This is a genomic window from Oceanimonas sp. CAM02 (genome assembly GCF_032842915.1).
Taxonomy (GTDB): domain Bacteria; phylum Pseudomonadota; class Gammaproteobacteria; order Enterobacterales; family Aeromonadaceae; genus Oceanimonas; species Oceanimonas smirnovii.
Map to the genome: position 1 here is coordinate 92,245 of NZ_JAWJBK010000033.1, position 20,118 is coordinate 112,362.

The 20,118-nt window shown below is 56.4% G+C and carries 13 protein-coding genes; 7 read left to right on the forward strand and 6 right to left on the reverse strand.

Features of this window, described 5'->3' with window-relative positions:
- Nucleotides 1-58: 58 nt before the first annotated feature.
- Nucleotides 59-331 carry an acylphosphatase gene (yccX, locus tag R0I78_RS12515; RefSeq protein ID WP_317075558.1) on the forward strand — a complete coding sequence of 91 codons (273 nt, stop codon included), beginning with the start codon at nucleotides 59-61 and terminating at the stop codon, nucleotides 329-331.
- Between the two features lie 75 nt (nucleotides 332-406).
- On the opposite strand, the gene R0I78_RS12520 is transcribed toward yccX, so the two are convergent.
- Nucleotides 407-1,927 (reverse strand): fumarate hydratase, encoded by a 1,521-nt coding sequence (locus tag R0I78_RS12520; RefSeq protein ID WP_019933779.1) that lies wholly within the window; start codon nucleotides 1,925-1,927, stop codon nucleotides 407-409.
- Nucleotides 1,928-2,051: 124 nt separating this feature from the next.
- Here R0I78_RS12520 and pabB point away from each other — a divergent pair, with 124 nt between their 5' ends.
- From pabB to R0I78_RS12535, 3 genes are all read left to right on the forward strand, one after another.
- On the forward strand, nucleotides 2,052-3,428 hold the full coding sequence (gene pabB, locus R0I78_RS12525; RefSeq protein WP_317075559.1) for an aminodeoxychorismate synthase component I: 1,377 nt from the start codon (nucleotides 2,052-2,054) through the stop codon (nucleotides 3,426-3,428).
- A complete protein-coding gene (locus R0I78_RS12530; protein ID WP_317075560.1) occupies nucleotides 3,425-3,988 on the forward strand; it encodes a CoA pyrophosphatase in 564 nt (187 codons plus the stop codon). The genes pabB and R0I78_RS12530 overlap by 4 nt, the downstream gene beginning before the upstream one ends.
- A gap of 150 nt (nucleotides 3,989-4,138) precedes the next feature.
- On the forward strand, nucleotides 4,139-5,521 hold the full coding sequence (locus R0I78_RS12535; protein ID WP_317075561.1) for an L-serine ammonia-lyase: 1,383 nt from the start codon (nucleotides 4,139-4,141) through the stop codon (nucleotides 5,519-5,521).
- 253 nt (nucleotides 5,522-5,774) lie between these two features.
- Here the strand turns inward: R0I78_RS12535 and metG are convergent, their stop codons facing one another.
- A complete protein-coding gene (gene metG, locus R0I78_RS12540; RefSeq protein WP_317075562.1) occupies nucleotides 5,775-7,808 on the reverse strand; it encodes a methionine--tRNA ligase in 2,034 nt (677 codons plus the stop codon).
- A 140-nt stretch (nucleotides 7,809-7,948) separates the two neighbouring features.
- Between metG and apbC the strand changes: the two genes are divergently transcribed.
- From apbC to R0I78_RS12555, 3 genes are all read left to right on the forward strand, one after another.
- On the forward strand, nucleotides 7,949-9,019 hold the full coding sequence (apbC, locus tag R0I78_RS12545) for an iron-sulfur cluster carrier protein ApbC (protein WP_317075563.1): 1,071 nt from the start codon (nucleotides 7,949-7,951) through the stop codon (nucleotides 9,017-9,019).
- Nucleotides 9,020-9,082: 63 nt separating this feature from the next.
- On the forward strand, nucleotides 9,083-9,664 hold the full coding sequence (gene dcd, locus R0I78_RS12550; protein WP_019933773.1) for a dCTP deaminase: 582 nt from the start codon (nucleotides 9,083-9,085) through the stop codon (nucleotides 9,662-9,664).
- A gap of 106 nt (nucleotides 9,665-9,770) precedes the next feature.
- Nucleotides 9,771-11,702: an AsmA family protein gene (locus R0I78_RS12555; RefSeq protein WP_317075564.1), complete on the forward strand. Its 1,932-nt coding sequence runs from the start codon at nucleotides 9,771-9,773 to the stop codon at nucleotides 11,700-11,702.
- Between the two features lie 32 nt (nucleotides 11,703-11,734).
- Here R0I78_RS12555 and R0I78_RS12560 read toward each other — a convergent pair whose 3' ends face one another.
- The 4 genes from R0I78_RS12560 to yghU all read right to left on the reverse strand — a co-directional run bounded on the left by R0I78_RS12560 (nucleotide 11,735) and on the right by yghU (nucleotide 20,027).
- Nucleotides 11,735-14,326: an RNaseH domain-containing protein gene (locus R0I78_RS12560; RefSeq protein WP_317075565.1), complete on the reverse strand. Its 2,592-nt coding sequence runs from the start codon at nucleotides 14,324-14,326 to the stop codon at nucleotides 11,735-11,737.
- Nucleotides 14,310-17,816 (reverse strand): hypothetical protein, encoded by a 3,507-nt coding sequence (locus tag R0I78_RS12565; protein ID WP_317075566.1) that lies wholly within the window; start codon nucleotides 17,814-17,816, stop codon nucleotides 14,310-14,312. Before R0I78_RS12565 ends, R0I78_RS12560 begins: the two co-directional genes overlap by 17 nt.
- Nucleotides 17,816-19,120, reverse strand: coding sequence for a hypothetical protein (locus tag R0I78_RS12570; protein ID WP_317075567.1), 1,305 nt, complete (start codon nucleotides 19,118-19,120; stop codon nucleotides 17,816-17,818). Before R0I78_RS12570 ends, R0I78_RS12565 begins: the two co-directional genes overlap by 1 nt.
- Before the next feature lie 70 nt (nucleotides 19,121-19,190).
- Nucleotides 19,191-20,027: a glutathione-dependent disulfide-bond oxidoreductase gene (gene yghU, locus R0I78_RS12575; protein ID WP_019933768.1), complete on the reverse strand. Its 837-nt coding sequence runs from the start codon at nucleotides 20,025-20,027 to the stop codon at nucleotides 19,191-19,193.
- Nucleotides 20,028-20,118: the final 91 nt, after the last annotated feature.

Consider the following 20,118-nt stretch of genomic DNA (forward strand, 5'->3'; position numbering starts at 1 on the left):
GCGCGTGCGGGTGAGCGTAAACTTAAAGGCAGCGAAACAATAAAAAGGAGCTGAAGCCATGAGCATTATTGCCAGAAAAATCTGGGTCAGCGGTCGGGTGCAGGGAGTGAGTTTTCGTTATTACACACAGTGCGAGGCCGAGCGTCTGGGCGTGAGTGGTTATGCCCGTAATTTGCCCGATGGCAGAGTGGAAGTGCTGGCAGAAGGGCAGGCCCCTGCCGTGCGGCAGTTAACCGCCTGGTTACGCAAGGGCCCCGACAGCGCAAATGTGACGGGGCTGGAAGAAAACGACATCACCCCCACAGGGGTGCGCGGATTTGAAACCGGATGACAAGAGCTGGAAGCTTGAAGCCGGAAGTGTGGCACAACAACTTCCGGCTTTCAGCTTCGCGCTTCCAGCTTGTGTTTAGCCTTTAAGCGCCTGGTCCAGCTCTTCTATTTTGGCTTTCCAGATGGCGGGGCCGGCTTCGTGGGCGTTGTTGCCGTCGCTGTCGACCGCCACGGTGACCGGCATGTCTTCCACCTCAAACTCGTAGATGGCTTCCATGCCCAGGTCTTCAAAGGCCAGCACTTTCGCTTTTTTCACCGCCTTGGCCACCAGATAGGCGGCACCACCCACGGCCATCAGATAAACGGCCTTGTGATCACGAATGGAGCTCACGGTGGCCGGGCCGCGCTCAGCCTTGCCCACCATGCCCATCAGGCCGGTCTGCTCCAGCATCATGTCGGTGAACTTGTCCATGCGGGTGGAGGTGGTGGGACCGGCCGGGCCCACGGCCTCGTCGCCAATCGCGTCCACCGGGCCCACGTAGTAGATAAAGCGGCCGTTAAAGTCCACCGGCAGGGGCTCACCCTTGTTAATCATGTCCTGAATGCGCTTGTGAGCCGCATCCCGGCCGGTCAGCAGCTTACCGGAGAGCAGCAGGGTTTCGCCCATTTTCCAGTCTTGAATATCGTCACGGGTCACGGTGTCCAGGTTGACCCGGCGCACGTTTTCACCCACTTCCCAGGTGACTTGTGGCCAGTCTTCCAGTTTTGGCGGAGTCAGCTCGGCAGGGCCTGAGCCGTCCAGATGAAAGTGCACATGACGGGTGGCGGCGCAGTTGGGGATCATCACCACCGGCTTTGAAGCGGCATGGGTGGGCGCGGTTTTGATTTTTACATCCACCACGGTAGTAAGGCCACCCAGACCCTGTGCACCAATGCCCAGTTTGTTGGCCTTTTCAAAGATTTCCAGACGCAGTTTTTCTTCGGTGGTGTCGGCACCACGCTCGATCAGCTCGTGAATGTCCACCGGATCCATCAGGGATTCCTTGGCCAGCACGGCGGCTTTTTCAGCGGTGCCGCCAATGCCGATGCCCAGCATGCCCGGTGGGCACCAGCCGGCACCCATGGTGGGCAGGGTTTTCAGCACCCATTCCACCACGTCGTCGGACGGGTTTAGCATCACCATTTTGGACTTGTTCTCGGAGCCGCCGCCCTTGGCGGCAATGGCCACTTCCACTTCGGCACCGGGCACCATGTCGATATGCACCACGGCGGGGGCGTTATCTTTGGTGTTTTTGCGGGCACCGGCGGGGTCAGCCACTATGCTGGCGCGCAGCGGATTATCCGGGTTGGAGTAGGCGCGGCGTACACCCTCATCCACCATTTCCTGCACCGTCATATCCGAGTCCCACTGCACCTGCATGCCGATTTTTACAAAGCAGGTCACAATGCCGGTGTCCTGGCACAGGGGGCGGTGGCCTTCCGCCGACATGCGGGAGTTAATCAGAATTTGCGCAATGGCGTCTTTGGCGGCCTGGCTCTGCTCTTTTTCGTAGGCTTTTTCCAGCGCCTGCACGAAATCCAGCGGATGGTAATAAGAGATATATTGAAGGGCGTCAGCAACGGAGTCGATAAAGTCCTGCTTTTTGATAATGCTCATGGCTTCCTCATGGGTTATCGGCTGGCTTTGAGTTGTTATAATCGGCGCTATGATACGCTTGCGCGCCCCCGGCTGACCAGCCGGAGCCTGAGCGTAATGCCAAAACTGTCGAGTGGATTACATAATGGGACTGCCTTTGCACATACACAGCGAGCCCTTTGCCGGCCCGGTGCGTGACTTTTTCTCTCCTCTGGCAAGCCAGCCCTGGTCGGTGCTGCTGGAGTCGGCCTCGCCGTTGGCCGGTGACAGCCGTTATCACATTATCAGTGCCGGGCCGGTGGCCACCCTGGTCACCAGAGGGAACAGCACCACCATTACCCATGCCAATGGCACAGAGCACAGCAGTGACTGCCCCTTTGCGTTGCTTAAAGCCTGGCAACAGCGGCTGCTGGGTGAGGTGACCTTACCAGAGGAACTGGCCCATCTGCCCTTTGCCGGTGGTGCCCTGGGGCTGTTTGGTTACGATCTGGGCCGGCGGCTGGAGCGTATTCCCGAGCGCGCCATTAACGAGCTGGCCACTCCCGATATGGCAGTAGGCCTGTATGACTGGGCTTGGGTGATAGACCGTAAAACCGAACAAGCTCATTTGCTGGTGCTGGGCGATGAGGCGGCACTGCAACGAAAGCTGGCCTGGTGGCGGGGCCTGAGTGCGCCAGAGGCTCGGGCCTTTAAGCTGGCCGGCCCCTGGCAGGCCAATCAGAGCCGCGAAGCATATGGCACCAACTTTAATAAAGTGCAGGACTATCTGGCCGCCGGTGACTGCTATCAGATAAACCTGACGGTGCGCTTTAATGCGCCTTTTGAAGGGAGCCCATGGACTGCCTATCAGGCGCTCAGTGAGCATAATAAAGCGCCGTTTTCCGCCTTTATGCCCCTGCCGGACACCACCATTTTAAGCCTGTCGCCTGAGCGCTTTATTGCTCTGGAAGGCCAACAAATAGAAACCAAACCCATCAAGGGCACCCGGCCCAGAGGCCAAAATCCGCAGCAAGACCGGCAACTGGCCGAGGAGCTGGCCGCAGCGCCCAAAGACAGATCCGAGAATCTGATGATAGTGGACCTGCTGCGCAACGACATTGGCCGGGTCTGTGTGCCGGGCAGTGTCAGGGTGCCGTCGCTGTTTGCCATTGAGTCGTTTCCGGCGGTGCATCATCTGGTGTCGACCATTACCGGCGAGCTGAAGCCGGGGCTCGACGGCACCGATCTGCTGGCGGCCACTTTTCCCGGCGGCTCCATTACCGGTGCACCCAAAATACGCGCCATGGAGATTATTGAAGAGCTGGAGCCCCATCGCCGCCATGGCTATTGCGGCAGTATCGGCTATATCAGTGCTCATGGCCGCATGGATACCAGCATTACCATTCGTACCCTGCTGGCAGAGCAGCACCGGCTTTACTGCTGGGCCGGCGGCGGCGTGGTGGCCGACTCCGAGCAGGCCAGCGAATATCAGGAGCTGTTCGATAAACTGGGCCGCATTTTACCCGTGCTGGAAAAGCTATGACCCTGGATGAGCTGATCACCCGCATTAATCTGCTGCCGCCACAACCTGATGACGGCTGGCCCGGGCATGCCCGGCCCGCAGCGGTGCTGATGCCGGTGCTGGAAGGCCGGGAAGGGTTAGAGCTGGTGCTGACCCGGCGCAGCCGGCATTTGCGTCAGCATCCGGGGCAAATCAGTTTTCCCGGCGGCCGGGTAGATAAAGAAGATGCCAGCCTGTGGCACACGGCCCTGCGGGAAAGCGAAGAAGAGATTGGCCTGCCGCCGGCGCGCTGCCGGCAGCTAGCGCGGCTGCGGGCCCAGTACACCATTTCCGGTTTTGCGCTCACGCCCTTTGTGGGGCTGGTGGAGGGACAGCCTGAGTTTGTGCTGAACCCCGATGAAGTGGACGAGCTCTATCGGATTCCGCTGGATTATCTGCTGGACTTGCGCCATCACCATGTGCTGAGCCAGCAGCTGCGGGGCAGGCTGCACCGGGTGGTGTTTATTCGCTGGCACGGGCTTTGGGTGTGGGGCATTACCGCGTCTGTTATTCATCAGTTTGCCCATCAGGTGGCGCGCTGACTGGCGATCCTTATCACAAAGTCTATGTTTCTGCGCTGGCTTGTTAAAATTCTGTTGGGTTAAAACTCAAATAAACCTACAATCGTTCAATAATAGTTGAGCGATTGCCGCTGGCGTCGCTGTTTCAAACGTTCAGTGTTCGGAGTTGCCATGATCAGCGTGTTTGACATCTTCAGTATCGGTATCGGCCCGTCTTCTTCCCATACCGTAGGCCCCATGCGGGCGGCCCATGCCTTTGTGCAGGCCATGGCGGAGCAGGGCACCCTTACTCGTACCACACGAGTAGAAGTAGAGCTGTTTGGCTCTTTGGGCCAGACCGGCATTGGCCATGGCACCGGCAAGGCAGTGATCCTGGGGCTGGGCGGTTTTGATCCCGAATCCGTGGACGTAGACATGATCCCCGAGTTTCTGCAAACAGTAGAAGCCAGCCAGGAAATTGTGCTGAATCAGACTCATCCTGCCGCCTTTCCCCGCTCCGGTGCCATTGTGTTTCATCGCCGTAAAACCCTGCCGCTGCACAGCAACGGCATGACCTGCCGCGCTTTTGAGGGCGATAAGGTGCTGGCGGAGCAGTCTTACTACTCGATTGGCGGCGGTTTTATTGTGAAAGCGGAGGAGTTTGCCGACACCAAGGCGGCCGCCGTGGCCGAATCCAGCGCCAGGCCGGTGCCGTTTCCGTTTAAAAGCGGCAATGAGCTGCTGCAGCTGTGCCGGGAAAACGGCATGTCCATCAGTGGCCTTATGATGGAAAACGAAAAGGTAAACCGCAGTGAAGAAGAAGTGGTTGCCGGCCTGCGGGAGATCTGGGAGGTGATGAAGGCCTGCGTAAAACGAGGCTGTAAAACCGAAGGCATTTTGCCCGGTGGCCTCAAGGTAAAACGGCGCGCACCCTCTTTGCATCGCCGGCTGGTGAGCGAAGCCCATTACAATAAAGATCCCTTAAGCGTGATGGAGTGGGTGGATTTATTTGCGCTGGCGGTAAACGAGGAAAATGCCGCCGGTGGCCGGGTGGTGACGGCGCCCACCAACGGGGCCGCCGGCATTCTGCCTGCGGTGCTGCATTATTACGACAAATTCGTGCAGCCGGTAGACGACGACGCCCTGGTGCAGTATTTCCTTACCGCCGCTGCCATTGGCATTCTCTATAAGGAAAACGCCTCTATCTCGGGTGCCGAAGTCGGTTGCCAGGGGGAAGTGGGCGTGGCCTGCTCCATGGCTGCCGGTGCGCTCACCGCCGTGGTGGGCGGCACCATCGAATATGTGGAAAATGCCGCCGAAATTGGTATGGAGCACAACCTGGGCCTGACGTGCGATCCTGTGGGTGGTCTGGTGCAGGTGCCCTGCATAGAGCGCAATGCCATGGGCGCGGTGAAGGCCATTAATGCCAGCCGCCTGGCCCTGCGCGGCACCGGCGAGCACAAGGTGTCCCTCGACAAGGTGATTAAAACCATGCGCGACACCGGCAGAGACATGAAAACCAAATACAAGGAAACCGCCCGCGGCGGCCTGGCAGTGAATATTATTGAATGCTGATATCAAGCTATAAGCTATAAGCTATAAGCTGTCAGCGGTAAGTAACAAGAAGCCCGGTTTTTAACCGGGCTTCTTGTATGATGCTGGAGAGCTGCGGTGGGAGCTGTAGGTAGCTGCCACTTTAGTCGGCAGAACGTGCGCAGCATGTTTTTTCAATATAGTCGCTGCAGTTCTTGTGCGCCAGCTAAAGCGCCACCTACAAACAGCGCCACTTAAAGCTGATAGCTTACCGCTTCCAGCTCCCCGAAGGGGGTTATTTAATGCGCATGCCGGGCTGGGCACCGGTGTGCGGCTCCAGGATCCACAGATCCTTGCCGCCGGGGCCGGCGGCCAGCACCATGCCTTCACTCATGCCAAAGCGCATTTTGCGCGGGGCCAGGTTAGCCACCATAACGGTGAGTTTGCCTTCCAGATCTTCCGGGCTGTAGGCAGACTTGATGCCGGCAAACACCTGACGGGTTTCGCCACCCAAGTCCAGCTCCAGGCGCAGCAGCTTGTCGGCCTGGGGCACGGCTTCCGCTTTCTTGATCAGCGCCACCCGCAGGTCTACCTTGGCGAAGTCGTCAAAGCTGATGGTGTCGCTGATGGGGTCGTCTGCCAGCGGGCCGGTGGGGGTCGCCTTGGCCTGCTCGGCGGCCAGATCTTCTTTGGACGCTTCCACCATGGCGTCGACCTTGTCGGATTCCATGCGGCTGAACAGCGCCTTGAACTTGGTCACGGTGTGGCCGGCAAGCGGCGCGCTCACGGCATTCCAGGTAAGCTCGGCGTTCAGGAAGGCCTCGGCGCGCTCGGCCAGCTTGGGCATCACCGGTTTCAGGTAGGTCATCAGCACCCGGAACAGGTTAATGCCCACAGAGCAGATGGCCTGCAGCTCGGCGTCTTTGCCTTCTTCCTTGGCCACCACCCAGGGGGCCTTGTCGTCCACGTAGCGGTTGGCCTTGTCGGCCAGCGCCATGATCTCGCGAATGGCGCGGCCATATTCACGCTGCTCATAAAATTGACCAATGCGCTCGGCAGCACCGGCAAATTCGGCATACAGCTCAGGCTCGGCACACTCGGCGGCCAGTTCACCGTTAAAGCGCTTGGCAATAAAGCCGGCATTGCGGGACGCCAGGTTCACCAGCTTGTTGACCACATCGGCATTTACCCGGGCTACAAAGTCGCCCAGGTTCAGGTCGAGATCGTCAATGCGGCTGGTGAGCTTGGCGGCGTAGTAATAACGCAGGCACTCAGGGTCCAGATGATTAAGGTAAGTGTCGGCCTTGATAAAGGTGCCCTTGGACTTGGACATTTTGGCACCGTTTACCGTTACGTAGCCGTGCACAAAAATATTGGTGGGCTTGCGGAAACCGCTGCCGTCCAGCATGGCCGGCCAGAACAGGCTGTGGAAATAAACAATGTCCTTGCCGATAAAGTGATACAGCTCGGCCTCGCTGCCGGGCTTCCAGTAATCGTCAAAGTTCAGATCGCCGCGTTTGCCACAGTAGTTTTTGAACGAGCCCATGTAGCCGATGGGGGCGTCCAGCCACACGTAAAAATATTTGCCCGGCGCATCGGGAATTTCAAAGCCGAAATAAGGGGCATCGCGGGTGATGTCCCACTGTTGCAGGCCGGATTCAAACCACTCTTCCAGCTTGTTGGCCATTTCTTCCTGCAGGGCACCGGAGCGGGTCCAAGCCTTGAGCATACCCTCGAACTGAGGCAAATCAAAAAAGAAGTGCTCGGTATCTTTCATCACCGGAGTGGCGCCCGACACCGCAGAGCGGGGGTTAATCAGCTCGGCGGGGGTGTAGGTGGCGGAGCAGACTTCACAGTTATCGCCGTATTGGTCTTCTGCCTTGCAGCTGGGGCAGGTGCCTTTGACAAAGCGGTCGGGCAGAAACATGTTCTGCTCAGGGTCGTACAGCTGAGAGATGGAGCGGCTTTCAATAAAGCCGTTTTCCTTCATGCGGCCGTAGATAAGCTCCGCAAACTCACGGTTTTCGTCGCTGTGCGTGCTGTGATAGTTATCAAAGCCGATATTAAAGCGCTCAAAGTCGTGCTCGTGCTCTTTTTTCACCGCGGCGATCATGTCTTCCGGGGTTACGCCCAGTTGCTTGGCCTTGAGCATGATGGGGGTGCCGTGGGCATCGTCGGCGCAGATAAAATGGACCTGATGGCCACGCATTCGTTGGTAACGAACCCAGATATCGGCCTGAATGTGCTCCAGCATATGACCAAGGTGAATTGAACCGTTGGCATAGGGGAGGGCGCAGGTAACGAGAATCTTACGTGGATCGGTAGCCATAATTTCCATTTTTGTAGAGTTGAGTTTACGGGACCCCGCATGTTACCCGAGTTTTTTGGCATATACACTCTTCAGCAACGTTTTACCTGCGCAGTGCTTTTGCTAAAGTGCTGTTACTCCCCTCATTTGGACCTAACTGAATGAATATTGAACCAATTCGGCAACGGTTAAGCCGCTTTCAGCCCGTTTTCTGGGCGCAGGATCCGGTGTCTGCCGGTTTTGTACGCAGCATAACCTGTGAAGGCGATGTGTTAACCATTGCGCTTACGCTGCCTTTTGTGGGAGCGGACAAAGCCGGGCTTGAGAGCCTGAATGACGAGCTGTGCGCCATTGCCGGCGCAAAGCAGATTAACTGGCAGCTGCATACCGATGTGGCGTCTCTGGCTCATGCCAATGAAGCCAGGCCCATTGCCGGTGTACGCAATATTATTGCGGTGTCGTCCGGCAAGGGCGGCGTGGGCAAGTCCACCACGGCAGTGAACCTGGCGCTGGCGCTGAGCCGGCTGGGGGCGAGAGTGGGTGTGCTGGATGCGGATGTGTACGGCCCTTCCATTCCCATGATGCTGGGAGTGACCGGTCAGCGCCCCGCCAGTGATGACGGCAAAACCATGAGTCCGATATCCGCCCATGGCGTAACAGCCAACAGCATAGGTTTTCTGGTGGGAGCCAACGACGCCACCATATGGCGCGGGCCCATGGCCAGCAAGGCGCTGGAGCAGATATTGCGGGAAACCCGCTGGGGCGAGCTGGACTATCTGGTGGTGGACCTGCCCCCGGGCACCGGTGATATTCAGCTCACCATTGCCCAGCAGGTGCCTACCACCGCTGCTGTGGTGGTGACCACGCCCCAGAACGTGGCCCTGGCCGATGCGGTAAAAGGCATTAATATGTTCGGCAAGGTCAATATTCCGGTGCTGGGCGTGGTAGAGAACATGAGTTATCACCAGTGCAGCCAGTGCGGCCATAAAGAAAGCCTGTTTGGCGAAGGCGGTGGTGAGCATCTGTGCAGCGAGCATGGCGTGCCTTTGCTTGGCCAAATGCCGCTTAATGCCACTCTGTGTCAGCAAATGGATGCCGGCACGCCGGTAATGACGGTAGATCCGGAAGGTGAGGTGGCTGGCCGCTACCTCAATATGGCTGCCCGGCTGGCTGCCGGCCTGTATTTTACCGGCAAAACCGTGCCCACCACGCTCTACACCCGGCTGGTATAAGTATTAGTGCTGCTGGTGCGCCATGCGGGTGCACCGGCTTTTATTCAGGTTTCAGGAGTTGTCATGCGTCTTTGCGATCGGGACATTAAACAATATCTGGCCGAGGGCCGAATCAAGATTGATCCCGCCCCGGCAGAGGAGCGGATCAGTGGTGTGAGTGTGGATGTGCTGCTGGGCAACGCCTTTCGTGTGTTTCAGGATCATACCGCGCCCTACATTGACCTGAGCGGCCCCAAAGGGCAGGTGCAGGAGCAGATTAACCGGGTAATGAGTGATGAAATCATTATTGCAGACGGTGAAGCCTTCTTTCTGCACCCGGGTGAGCTGGCGCTGGCCGTTACTCACGAGTCGGTGACGCTGCCCGACGACATAGTGGGCTGGCTGGACGGCCGCTCTTCACTGGCCCGCCTTGGCCTGATGGTGCACGTAACAGCGCACCGTATTGATCCGGGCTGGAGTGGCCGCATTGTGCTGGAGTTTTATAACAGCGGCAAACTGCCCCTGGCTCTGCGCCCCCAGATGGTGATTGGTGCCCTGAATTTTGAAACCATGTCGGGCCCTGCCGAGCGCCCCTACATGAGCCGCGCCAGCGCCAAATATAAATCTCAGCAAGGTGCCGATGCCAGCCGCATAAATCAGGACTGACCCCCTTCGGGGGAGCTGTAAGCTATAAGCCGTCAGCTTTAAGTGGTGTTGTTTTTACCGGGAACGGCCACTATTGGTTTTACACGCACAGAACGGGACAAAAATAATGAAAAAATGGCTATATGCCTTGGCGGCACTGGTGGTGCTGCTGCTATTGGGGGTCGTGGCGCTGACCCAACTGGTAGACACTGACAGAGTCAAACGCCTGCTGGTGGAGCAGACCCGGGAAAAAACCGGCCGTACTCTGGTCATAGAAGGAGACTTAAGCTGGCGCTTTTTTCCTTCGGTGGGGTTTACCCTGGGCAAAACATCGCTGCTTAACCCGCCCGGCTTTGAACAGGGCGCCACTCTCTCGGTGGGGGAAGTCAGCCTGGATGTGGCGCTCAAACCTTTGCTTGATAACCGGCTGGAAGTGGGTCAGGCCGTGCTCAGCAATGCCCGCCTGCACCTTATTACCCACAAAGATGGCAGCACCAACCTGGATGATCTGCGTAATCTGGGCCAAAAAAGTGCCGAACCCCAAACCGCGCCAGCTCCTGACGCACAGGCCAGCGAAGCCGGGCCCAAACGTGAACTGCAGTTTGTCAGTCTGGCCGGTATAAAGGTAACCGATGCGGAAGTGCTGCTACAGGACGAACGTTCCGACACCCTCACTCGCCTTAACCGGGTAAATATCAGCCTTGACCAATTTGCGCCGGGGCAGGAGGTGCCGCTGACGCTGTCCGGCAACCTGTTCTCCGATGAAGTACAGGCCAGTATTAACGCCAGCGGAACACTCTGGCTGGCACCGGAATATGACCGGCTGCGTCTGGATAACCTGACACTGAACGCCGGCGTGACCGGCCGTGCTGTGCCCGGTAATAAAGCGCTGACGCTCAGCGGCAATCTGGCCTATGACATGACCAGCAAGCAGGCCGGTTTTACCAACGTCACTATGTCGGCAGGCTCTTTGACCCTGGATGGCGAGCTGCAGGTAGATCACGGCCCGGAAATTCCCGAGATTCGTTTTAATCTGCACACACCGCTGCTGGATCTGGAGCAGCTGAGTGCGGAGTGGAGCAGCGAGCAGGGCGGCAGTGACAGTGCGACCACCAGCACAGATAATGCTTCGGCCAAGTTGCCGCCTTCGGTGGCTGCCAGCGAGCCGGATCTGTCCATTCTCAACAAGCTCGATGTGCAAGGTACGCTCGCAGCCGATCTGCTTAACGTGCAGGGCATGGAAATGCAGGGCGTGTCTCTTGAGGTAAAAGTGCAGGACGGCAAGGCCACTGCCAGCGACATTAACGCCAGCCTGTATCAAGGCTCCCTGCAGGGCGAGGTGAGCCTGAATGCCAACCGTAACCCTGCAAGCTTTATGCTCAATACGCAGCTGCAAAACGTAAACGGCTTTGAACTGCTGAATGACGCCGCTGGTATTGACTCTCTCGAAGGCCGCGCCAGTGTGGCCCTGAATGTGGCCGGGCGCGGGCTGACCGAACGGGCCATTAAACAAAGTCTCACCGGTACCAGCCGGGTGGAATTTGCCGACGGTGCCCTGCGCGGGGTCAACATTGCCGCCATGATCCGCCGGGGCTATGCCCAGGTAAAGGGGCTGCCGGTGCCCAACGACAATGAGCCTCAGAAAACCGATTTCAGCGCCCTGACTGCCGACTTTGATATCGGCAAAGGTAAGGTCAGCACGCAAAACCTGAACCTGGCATCTCCGTTGCTGCGGGTAAAAGGCGAAGGTGAAACCAGCCTGCTGGACAGCACGCTCGATGTGCTGTTCAGCACCGCCATTGTAGGCACGCTCAAGGGCCAGGACGGTGAATCACTGGATGAGCTGAAAAATATTACCGTGCCCCTGCGGGTAAGCGGCACCTATCAGCAGCCGCGCTACACCCTGGATATGCAGCAGGTGTTTGACCTTTACCTGAAAGAAAAAGCCAGCAAGGAAGCCGAGCGGGTCAAGCGCAAGCTCAACGAAAAACTCGGCGACGAGCTTGGCGACAAAATCAACGAAAAACTGCCCGGTCTGTTTGACAAGCTGGGGCTGTAACTACTCTGCCCGGCGGCAGCCGGGCTTTGTCTTTAAAAAGACAGGCCTTTTCCAATGGCGTCCAGCTCATGCAGCGGAAACGGCTGATTGGTATCCTCGTTATACTGCACATGCAGCTGGCGCAACCTGTGGGTATATAACGCTAGCGTTTGTGGCTCGTCCTGTGGCTGGCAAAAGACCACGCATATTTCTTCCGGACGCACCAGCTGACGAATGTTGCGGGCACTGTATTTGTGCTCTCCGTTGTCATGGCGCGATAGCCCGGCATTATGTTTGTGCGGGATCATGGTTTGCGCCGGAACCTTGAGGCCATAGAAGGTGCGGGACGCAGCTTCCCAGTCAAACAAACCGGATACATCCAATTGCTCTCCCTTATGAAAATGTAGCGGTATTCTGTGTTCATCTCTGTTTAGCCGCACCAGCCGGGTATTGGGCAGCTGGCTGGACGTGACAGTTTGATTAAGCAACTGAAGTTTATCAAAGGCCAGTTTATTGTTGGTGAGGCTTGCCCATTGCTGGCCGATATGACTGACGTTGGTTTGCACCAGGTTGGGGCCGTTTTTATCAATTTGTTGCAGTGCCTGCTCAAAGAAGCGTTCAAAGCGTTTATTGTTGTTATCGGCTTCAGTGCGCGAAAACGGTTCAAACTTGCCTGTCAGCACCGTTAATAACGCGGTTGCATAGGGCTGCCATTGCGGTGTGCCATCGGCTTGCGGCAAGGCGCATTCAAGGCAGTGGTTAACTACTCTGGCCGCCAGCGGCAGTGTGATGGCAGGCATGGTTTGGCCGGCGGTGATATGGCGGTTTTGTTGTATTACGGTCAGGGCCGCCGGTGCCGGATCTGTGTCATTCAGCCCGGCGGGAACCACCCCCAGCATACGCAAACAATCGCGCACCGCCATGGTGTATTTTTCAGCCGGCATCGTTTCTTCAATTAATATTACCTGGGGCAGAATATGATGCTTTGCCAGTGCCCGGCGGGAAAAAACGTAAGGGTCACAGGTTTTACCCCGCAAGCTGCTGTTCATTTCCAGCACAGCACAGGCAACGGAGCCGGAAGTGTCGAGGACGCTTCCAATATATTGCATCATGGTTTGTTCTGTTTGCCGGTTCAGTGTTTTTTGCCTGTCGTTGAGTATCTGCTTAATTTGAGACGGAGTGCGTCCTGTTTTTTCTTCTTCGTTCAGCTCGGCTGTGGGCAGTTGTTCACTTAAGGGGCCGGCCGCCAGAGAGACCAGGTTAATACACAAGCCATCGGGCCAGCGTAATTGAGTGTTTGTGCTGTTTTCAGGTTGGCCCAACAGTGTGATCAATTCATTCATCACCACAGAGCGCGTGTTTTCCTGTCGCTGAAATAAATACAGGGTCAGCTGCTGCAGGCCGGTTTCAAGATGGTTGAGCGTATCCAGCACCCGTTGGCGACGCAGCTGGCTGGCATTGTTTTCCCGAAAGGGTTTGTTCAGACGTTTTCTTTTTGTAACACGCTGCATGGTACCGGTCTGACAAAAGCCGGCCTGCTCCAGGTGCTGATTAAGGGAGTGAGTAATATCCATGCGGTCTGGCCAGCCCACTCCGGTGCCTCCGGCAAAAAAGCGATCACCGGCACCATGGCTTAACCGGGGGAGTAACCAAATGCTCTGATCCTGAATAATGGGAACGATACACTCGCTTTGTTCGTGGTGCTTACTACCGGTCAGGCGGTTAATCAGCGCCAGAATACGGGCATCCTGTTTGTGCTTCCAGCGGGCTTCAATGCTTTTGTGGCTGCTGTGTTTGTCTTGCTGAGCATAGTATTTCAGCGAGGTATGCCGGTAGTTGCCGGCTTCATCCGGAATAAACATATCCATACTGCGGGCATTACCACCATAGGAAGACGGATAGTCAACCGGACCCCAGTTGCGAATGGACGGGCGAGCCAGCAGGTGAATGCCTTCACGTTCTGGAAAAGTGGCTGTTGTCAGGCTAATGGCCTCAGACCAGTAACAGTGCTTCTTTACCGAGTCCTGGCTTGGTGGAAAAGCCACCAGCTCCAGGCCATAAAATAACGAAGAAGAATGAGCGGTCACCGGAACAAAGGTTCTTGTTTCTCCCGATCGGAATGCCAGTGTTTTACCGCCCAATATATGATTGGCATAGCTCACCAGAGCATCAAAGGCGAGGGTATCTTTTGCCATGGCGCAGGCACCGGCATGCTGCTCTGTGGCCAGACTCACGTCTATGATGTGCCAGTTCTCATTGTGTTGCGCGCTAGCGGCAATCTCTGCACGCGCACTGCCCGGCTGTTTGTCATAAAGAATGCCAAGCCACAATGACAGTGCGCTGAACACGGCGTCACGCAGGGTGTTATCTTGTGTGCGGTCATTGAGAAAATACAGTTGCAGGTAGCCATCGATTTTGTTTCTTCTTACCATGGCCAGATCCGGCACCAGCACGGCCAGCACTTCATCCAGTCCTTTCAGTGCCTGAGATGGCCAGATTTTTGCGGAGCGGCTTTGAAGCCGGTGCCATTGCAACAGCACCTGATGAGCAGACATGGGCATGGTGAAGCAGGTAAGCGACAATGCATTGAATGATGCAGCTGGCGTCCAGGCGGCCAGGTGCAGGCTGTTAACTGAGATCGCCATATTGCAGTCCTTGTGTCTGTTTCAGGGCGAGATAAAAAGGCTCGTAAAGCAGCTGGGCTATGTCGTGCTCGTTAGGGTTATAGCGAGGATCCATGGCCTGTTGCAGTTGTTTGACCATTTGTACCAGTACGCTGGAGCCAGGTGTGTCGGGTTTATTGTCGATGCACTCAAAAGAATGAGGGGCAAACCGTTCATCCACAAAACCAACAAACACCGGGCAACCACCGCGAATGCCACGACCGGTGGTTTGCCAGAGCGGAGCCAGCAGGTTCCAGGCAAACTGCGCTTTGTAAGTGGCAGGAAGCCCTGAATACTGGCTGCGATAGTCCAGGCTGAGGCGCACAATGTGTGTGGCTTTATTGCGCATTCTGCGGGCTCTTTCTGCCAGCGGTGCGGTTTTGGACAGGTGCTCACTGCTCTGATTGATTTGCGCAATGGCAAAGCGGTTAAGCCGGCCGGTAACCGCCGACAGATCATCGGGACGGGGATGAGGGCGATGCAGAAAATAGATGCTTGAAATGGCCGCTTTATTAGCTGAGTTCAGTATGTTGTGGCCTCGGGAGACCACCTGCACAGGGGCCACCAGCACGGATTTTTCCGGCGTGTTGCCAAATTGCTCTATCAGTGAGCGAGGCAGGGGGCGGGCCAGCTGGGGGCGTTGATCCGACGCGTTTTCATCTGCTTTATCTCTTACCAGGCAATAGACACGCCAGTCACCAAAACCGTTTTTATCCAGACATTGTCTGAGCTGATCTGCGGTGTGGGCTGCATCGGCATAAGAGTTGGTTACCAGCAATGCCCGCCGCCTGTTATGCAGACATGACGCTCCCCATTGCTGCTCCAGCCGCTGCCACTGTTGCTCAAGCAGCGTAATGCCATCGGCATTGGATGCCAGGCCATGAGCAATAAAGGTCAGATTATCCCGGCGTCTTTCGGGGCTGGTGCCCGATACCCTGACCTGTTCGCCAGTTTGGCGGGGCAAATGAACCAGCGCAAAGGTGGAGTGTGCAATGGCGTCCAGCTCAGCGTTGGGCTGCAGCAAAATGCCCTTTACCGGCACCTGTACATCGAACACCGGAGAAGCATTATCGGTATGGCTGCCACCTGCCCAGCTGGTGCCCGACAGCATGAGCACATTGGGGCCCACTTGCCCTTCGGCCGCAAGCAACTGATGCAAGTGAGTCAGCAGATATCTGCCTACTCCCAGATGGTTGATCAGGGTGAGTTGTCCTCCCTGACGGTCGAGCTTATCTTGGCCGGGCTCGTCGTATAACAGCCCAAAAATGGCACCGGACGGGTTCGTGGGCAACAGGCTGCGATAATGCCGAATAAGATGATTGGCCTTGGTAAACAGCTCTTCGTCGTTCAGGCCAAAGTCCTCGGCCACCGCCGGCTGAGCCTTGATCAGCCAGTTATAATAAGACAGTGCCAGTTCGGCAATCACAGTCAGTAACAAGCGCAGCGCATTTTCTCTTCGTGTGACCACAGACTGGCTGTCGGGCAGGCAGAACACGGCCAGCTCGGTATTTAGCAGTGACTCTATTTGTGTGGTCAAATCTTCAACGTGATCGTGCAGCAATACATCTTTGGCAATGGCCTGCAATGCATGGGCGGCTTGTTCATAGCCGGTATCTGTAAATAAAAACGATGACTGCCGTGATGCCATGGTGCTGGTATTAATGGGCAGTGCTGAAGAAATGGCTGATGCTACCTGAATAATCTGCTGAAAGTCCTGCTCGGCCTGCTGTTGGTGGCCGGCGGTATTTTTGACAGGGTTAATCTCGCGCCAGAGGCCATAAAGAAGGCCGGCGGCGGTAAAGGGAGTGTTCTGGTAGACTTTGCACAGACTGGCGCGTTCGCGCTGCAATAGCGCATAAAGCGTGCCGATTAACCTGGAAAATACGTGAAAGTTGTTATGCCAGCGGGTTGCAGTGGCGTTGCGATACTGCAGGCCACTTTTTTCCCTGATTTTTTCTGAAGTTCGCATGCCGATAACAGGAATATACACATCCGGGGCGCTGCCCATAATGGCGGTGCTGGGCACAAAGGCGTTATCCAGGTTCGCCTGCACAGCATCTGCCTCATCCACAATGACCAAATCAATATCATATTGCAGTAGTTCCGGCAGGGTCAGATGCTCTGCCCGGGTCCATTTATCCGGGCTCATATATGCAAATGCTGCCGATGTCATGATCAGTACCTGGGCGGTTGTCGCATCACGCTGCTGCGATTGTGCCGGACACTGGGCCCATAACGGGCAGGAATGTGCTTTACCGTCCTGTTGCTGTGACTGGACAGCAGAGATTTTTTCGTGATCAGAAAGCGTTGTTTGTCGCAGGTTATGGCAAGGCTTTTCACTAAAATCGGGAAAGCGGCGGCTGCGTTCTCCGCGCACCACGGGGGGAGACTCAGGCTGCATGCCGTCCAGCGGGCAAGACACGCTGAAACTGGAGGCAAGATCTCCCAGGGAGGATATGGCCCAGCCGGTATGTCGCTGGCCTTGCTGCCAGTGAATAGCATCCAGGTGCGTTTCACGCCGGCGCAGGCTGGATAATACAGTAGCGCGAATGCCGTGCCGTTTCAGCCTTGAGGAAAGCGTGGCACCCTGAATAGTGTCATTTACTATCATGGCAATACGCTTTGGCTGCTGCCCTTTGGTCAGGGCAAACAATAACGCCATTACCAGCGTTGACTTTCCTGATGACAACATACCTACCAGATGTGTGCTCCCGTTAAGGGTGATAGTGTCGCCATCAAAAAAATCATTCGACAGGCTTTTAAGGTTGAGTGTTTGCTGCAGACGTTGCTCGAGCCGAAGTGGCGGCAAACTGGCTGGCCAGTCGGGCTGGCGTTCGGTGCTATCTATGTCTTTGGCGGCGGCTATCAGCTCGCTTAACTTAATGCGAACAGGTTGGCGTTCATGGCGGGGAGACAGTGCGTGTTGCTGAACAGAGCCCGCGGTTATGTTTGTCACCGGAATTTGATAGGAATATACCGTATTACCATTATTTACTTTGACTCTGGCGCTGCCGGGAGAGGCCAGTTTGATGTCTCGTATTACCCAGGGTACGGCACCTGCCAGGGTCTGGTGCAGCAAGGTCAGCACTCGGGGGTGAGCAAACTGTTTAAGTGTGGGCTTGTTCTCCGTGATATCAAAGCTGCGCAGTGTGGCGGGCTGTTCACGGTAGTGGCGACAGTTATCGGACCATACCGCCACCGAGCCGAAGCGGCCACATAAATGACGCAGGTTACACAGCGCATTGGCCAGTGCCGGGTGAGCGGTGGCACCGGCAACCAGCGAAGGGTAGCCCAGCATCAGAGCGGGTACGGCGGTAATATCCTGCTCTGGCAAGTACTCGCTCAGCACCACAAAACACAGCTCGGTGAGGGCCAGGGTACGTAAATGATGCTGATTAAGTCTGGCAGCTGCGGGCTCGGTGAGCGCCAGTGCGTTGCAGTACTCATCAATAAACTGCAGATCAGTTCTCATCAAGTGTCCTCCAGGCTGGCCAGTAGTCCGGAGACAGTGCTGAGTGTGACCCGCTGTTTGCCGTAGCTTGATCTGAAAGCGTTGAACCGTGCTTCAAACCGACTGTCTGTTTCCAGCAAATAGTCAGGGATCACCAGATAACACTCATGGGTGCCGGTATATTCCTTGAATCCATTAAAACGGGCTGCCAGCTTCTGTGCTGAAAAGTAGTCCTTTACATCAACCGCTATCTTGCGGCCGCGAGGGGAGCATGCCAGCAGATCCATTCTGTCCAGACCCGGCCACAATGTGACCTGCCAGCCCATGTTTTCCAGCCCTTGTGCCAGCGCCAGCTCGGCTCGCCCCGGCAATGCCCAGAAGGTTCTGAACGGACGACGCAGATACATCATGCCGGGGTGGTAGGGCTTTGAGTCATGACAGCCGCTGCCGGCAAGGCGAATGGCCTCTGGTTCCCGGCATTCGGTGCTAAAGCTGAGCGTGTCTCCGGTATGGTTTTTCAGGCACAAAATGGTACCCGAGATACTGCATAGAGGAAGCTTGCCCTGCAGGCACATTGAAGCGTGTACTGGCTGATAAAACGTGTTGATCATCTGAGCCACTTCGTTTGTGTTAACCAGATCCGGGTGAGTGATCAGCACTCTTGCCGCATCAATAAGCGGGTGTTCAATCAGTATGCGTCGCCAGGTGCGATAGAGCTGCTCACCATCAGCTTGCGCTTTGCACAGACGTATTAACGCTGCAAACCCCTGATTCTCTTCCAGCTCCTGCTCAGGGTTATGCCCCTCTACCGCCAGGCTGCGGCATGCAATGGAAATACCTGAGTCTTCCAGCAGACAGGCGCTGAAAAAGGTGTGTTCTTCATCCCAGCTCATATCGCTGACCCACTCGTACAGGGGCTGCTGTGCCCGAGTAATGAGTTGTTGCAGATCCGTAGGCCAATGTATGGTGTTTGTGCCGATGTTATGGGCTGCAGAAAGGCTGAATGCCCGTATTAACAATGGCGGGTAGGGGGCATTCAGATAACCCTGCTCGTCTATTAAGTTCTGTATTTGAACCAGAGCAGAGGCATAAATGCGCACCAGTTGCTCTGTGTTAATGACTGAGGGGGAAGGGCCACTGAGCTGTTCCAGCCGTTGCTGAATATCACTGGGTATCGCCGAGTCTCCGTTGAGGTAGCGATACAAGGTGGCCCTGCTGATTTGCAATGCCCGGGCACAGGCGGATTTCCAGCGACGACCATGGCCGAGCTGCTCGGCAAACAGCTGCTGGCATTGCTCGGCAAAGATTAAGTGGGTGGAAGCCATCACGCTCAACTGTTTCAAGTGTTGAGCGTTAAAGGCTAGTGTATCAAGTGTATCAGCGCCAGTTTATCGGCTAATCCAAATCTGCCGCACTGTGGCGCTCTTCCAGCTGTTCGCTTTCATCGCCCCAGGTGCGGTTTACCCGTCGGCCGCGCTGTACCGCAGGGCGGGCATCAATGGCTCTGGCCCAGCGCAGCACGTTGGGGTAATCGGACACCGACAGAAACTCGGCGGCATCGTACAGCCGGCCCAGCACCAGGGCACCATACCAGGGCCAGATGGCAATGTCGGCAATGCTGTAGTGGTCGCCGGCAATATAGGGCCGGTCGGCCAGCTGCCGCTCCAGCACATCGAGCTGGCGTTTGGCTTCCATGGCAAAGCGGTTAATGGGGTATTCCAGTTTTTCCGGCGCATAGGCGTAGAAGTGGCCAAAACCACCACCCAGGTAGGGGGCCGAGCCCATCTGCCAGAACAGCCAGTTCATCACCTCGGTCTTTTGCGCTGGATCTTCGGGCAGCAGAGCGCCGAACTTTTCTGCCAGATACAGCAGAATGGAGCCGGACTCAAACACCCGCACCGGTTTATCTGTGCTGTTATCCAGCAGCGCCGGTATTTTGGAGTTGGGGTTCACCGCCACAAAGCCGGATGAAAACTGATCGCCCTCGCCAATGCGGATCAGCCAGGCGTCATATTCGGCACCGCTGTGGCCCAGCGCCAGCAGCTCTTCCAGCATAATGGTGACCTTGACGCCGTTGGGCGTGGCGAGCGAATACAGCTGCAGCGGATGCTGGCCCACGGGCAGGGCTTTATCATGGGTGGGGCCGGCCACCGGGCGGTTGATATTGGCAAATTCACCGCCGTTGGCGGTATCCCAGGTCCAGACAGCAGGGGGCGTGTAGGGCGTTGTCATGCTCAATTTCTCCTGTTGAATTAGCGAGTAAGGTCACTTCTGCATTGACGTTACCATATTGCATTCCAGTAACAGGTGTCCATGTTTTACA

What these genes read in the sequence shown, in the direction of transcription:
- yccX (WP_317075558.1), top strand. Translation starts at nt 59, where the DNA reads ATGAGCATTATTGCCAGAAAAATCTGGGTCAGCGGTCGGGTGCAGGGA.
- R0I78_RS12520 (WP_019933779.1), bottom strand. Translation starts at nt 1,927, where the DNA reads ATGAGCATTATCAAAAAGCAGGACTTTATCGACTCCGTTGCTGACGCC.
- pabB (WP_317075559.1), top strand. Translation starts at nt 2,052, where the DNA reads ATGGGACTGCCTTTGCACATACACAGCGAGCCCTTTGCCGGCCCGGTG.
- R0I78_RS12530 (WP_317075560.1), top strand. Translation starts at nt 3,425, where the DNA reads ATGACCCTGGATGAGCTGATCACCCGCATTAATCTGCTGCCGCCACAA.
- R0I78_RS12535 (WP_317075561.1), top strand. Translation starts at nt 4,139, where the DNA reads ATGATCAGCGTGTTTGACATCTTCAGTATCGGTATCGGCCCGTCTTCT.
- metG (WP_317075562.1), bottom strand. Translation starts at nt 7,808, where the DNA reads ATGGCTACCGATCCACGTAAGATTCTCGTTACCTGCGCCCTCCCCTAT.
- apbC (WP_317075563.1), top strand. Translation starts at nt 7,949, where the DNA reads ATGAATATTGAACCAATTCGGCAACGGTTAAGCCGCTTTCAGCCCGTT.
- dcd (WP_019933773.1), top strand. Translation starts at nt 9,083, where the DNA reads ATGCGTCTTTGCGATCGGGACATTAAACAATATCTGGCCGAGGGCCGA.
- R0I78_RS12555 (WP_317075564.1), top strand. Translation starts at nt 9,771, where the DNA reads ATGAAAAAATGGCTATATGCCTTGGCGGCACTGGTGGTGCTGCTGCTA.
- R0I78_RS12560 (WP_317075565.1), bottom strand. Translation starts at nt 14,326, where the DNA reads ATGGCGATCTCAGTTAACAGCCTGCACCTGGCCGCCTGGACGCCAGCT.
- R0I78_RS12565 (WP_317075566.1), bottom strand. Translation starts at nt 17,816, where the DNA reads ATGAGAACTGATCTGCAGTTTATTGATGAGTACTGCAACGCACTGGCG.
- R0I78_RS12570 (WP_317075567.1), bottom strand. Translation starts at nt 19,120, where the DNA reads ATGGCTTCCACCCACTTAATCTTTGCCGAGCAATGCCAGCAGCTGTTT.
- yghU (WP_019933768.1), bottom strand. Translation starts at nt 20,027, where the DNA reads ATGACAACGCCCTACACGCCCCCTGCTGTCTGGACCTGGGATACCGCC.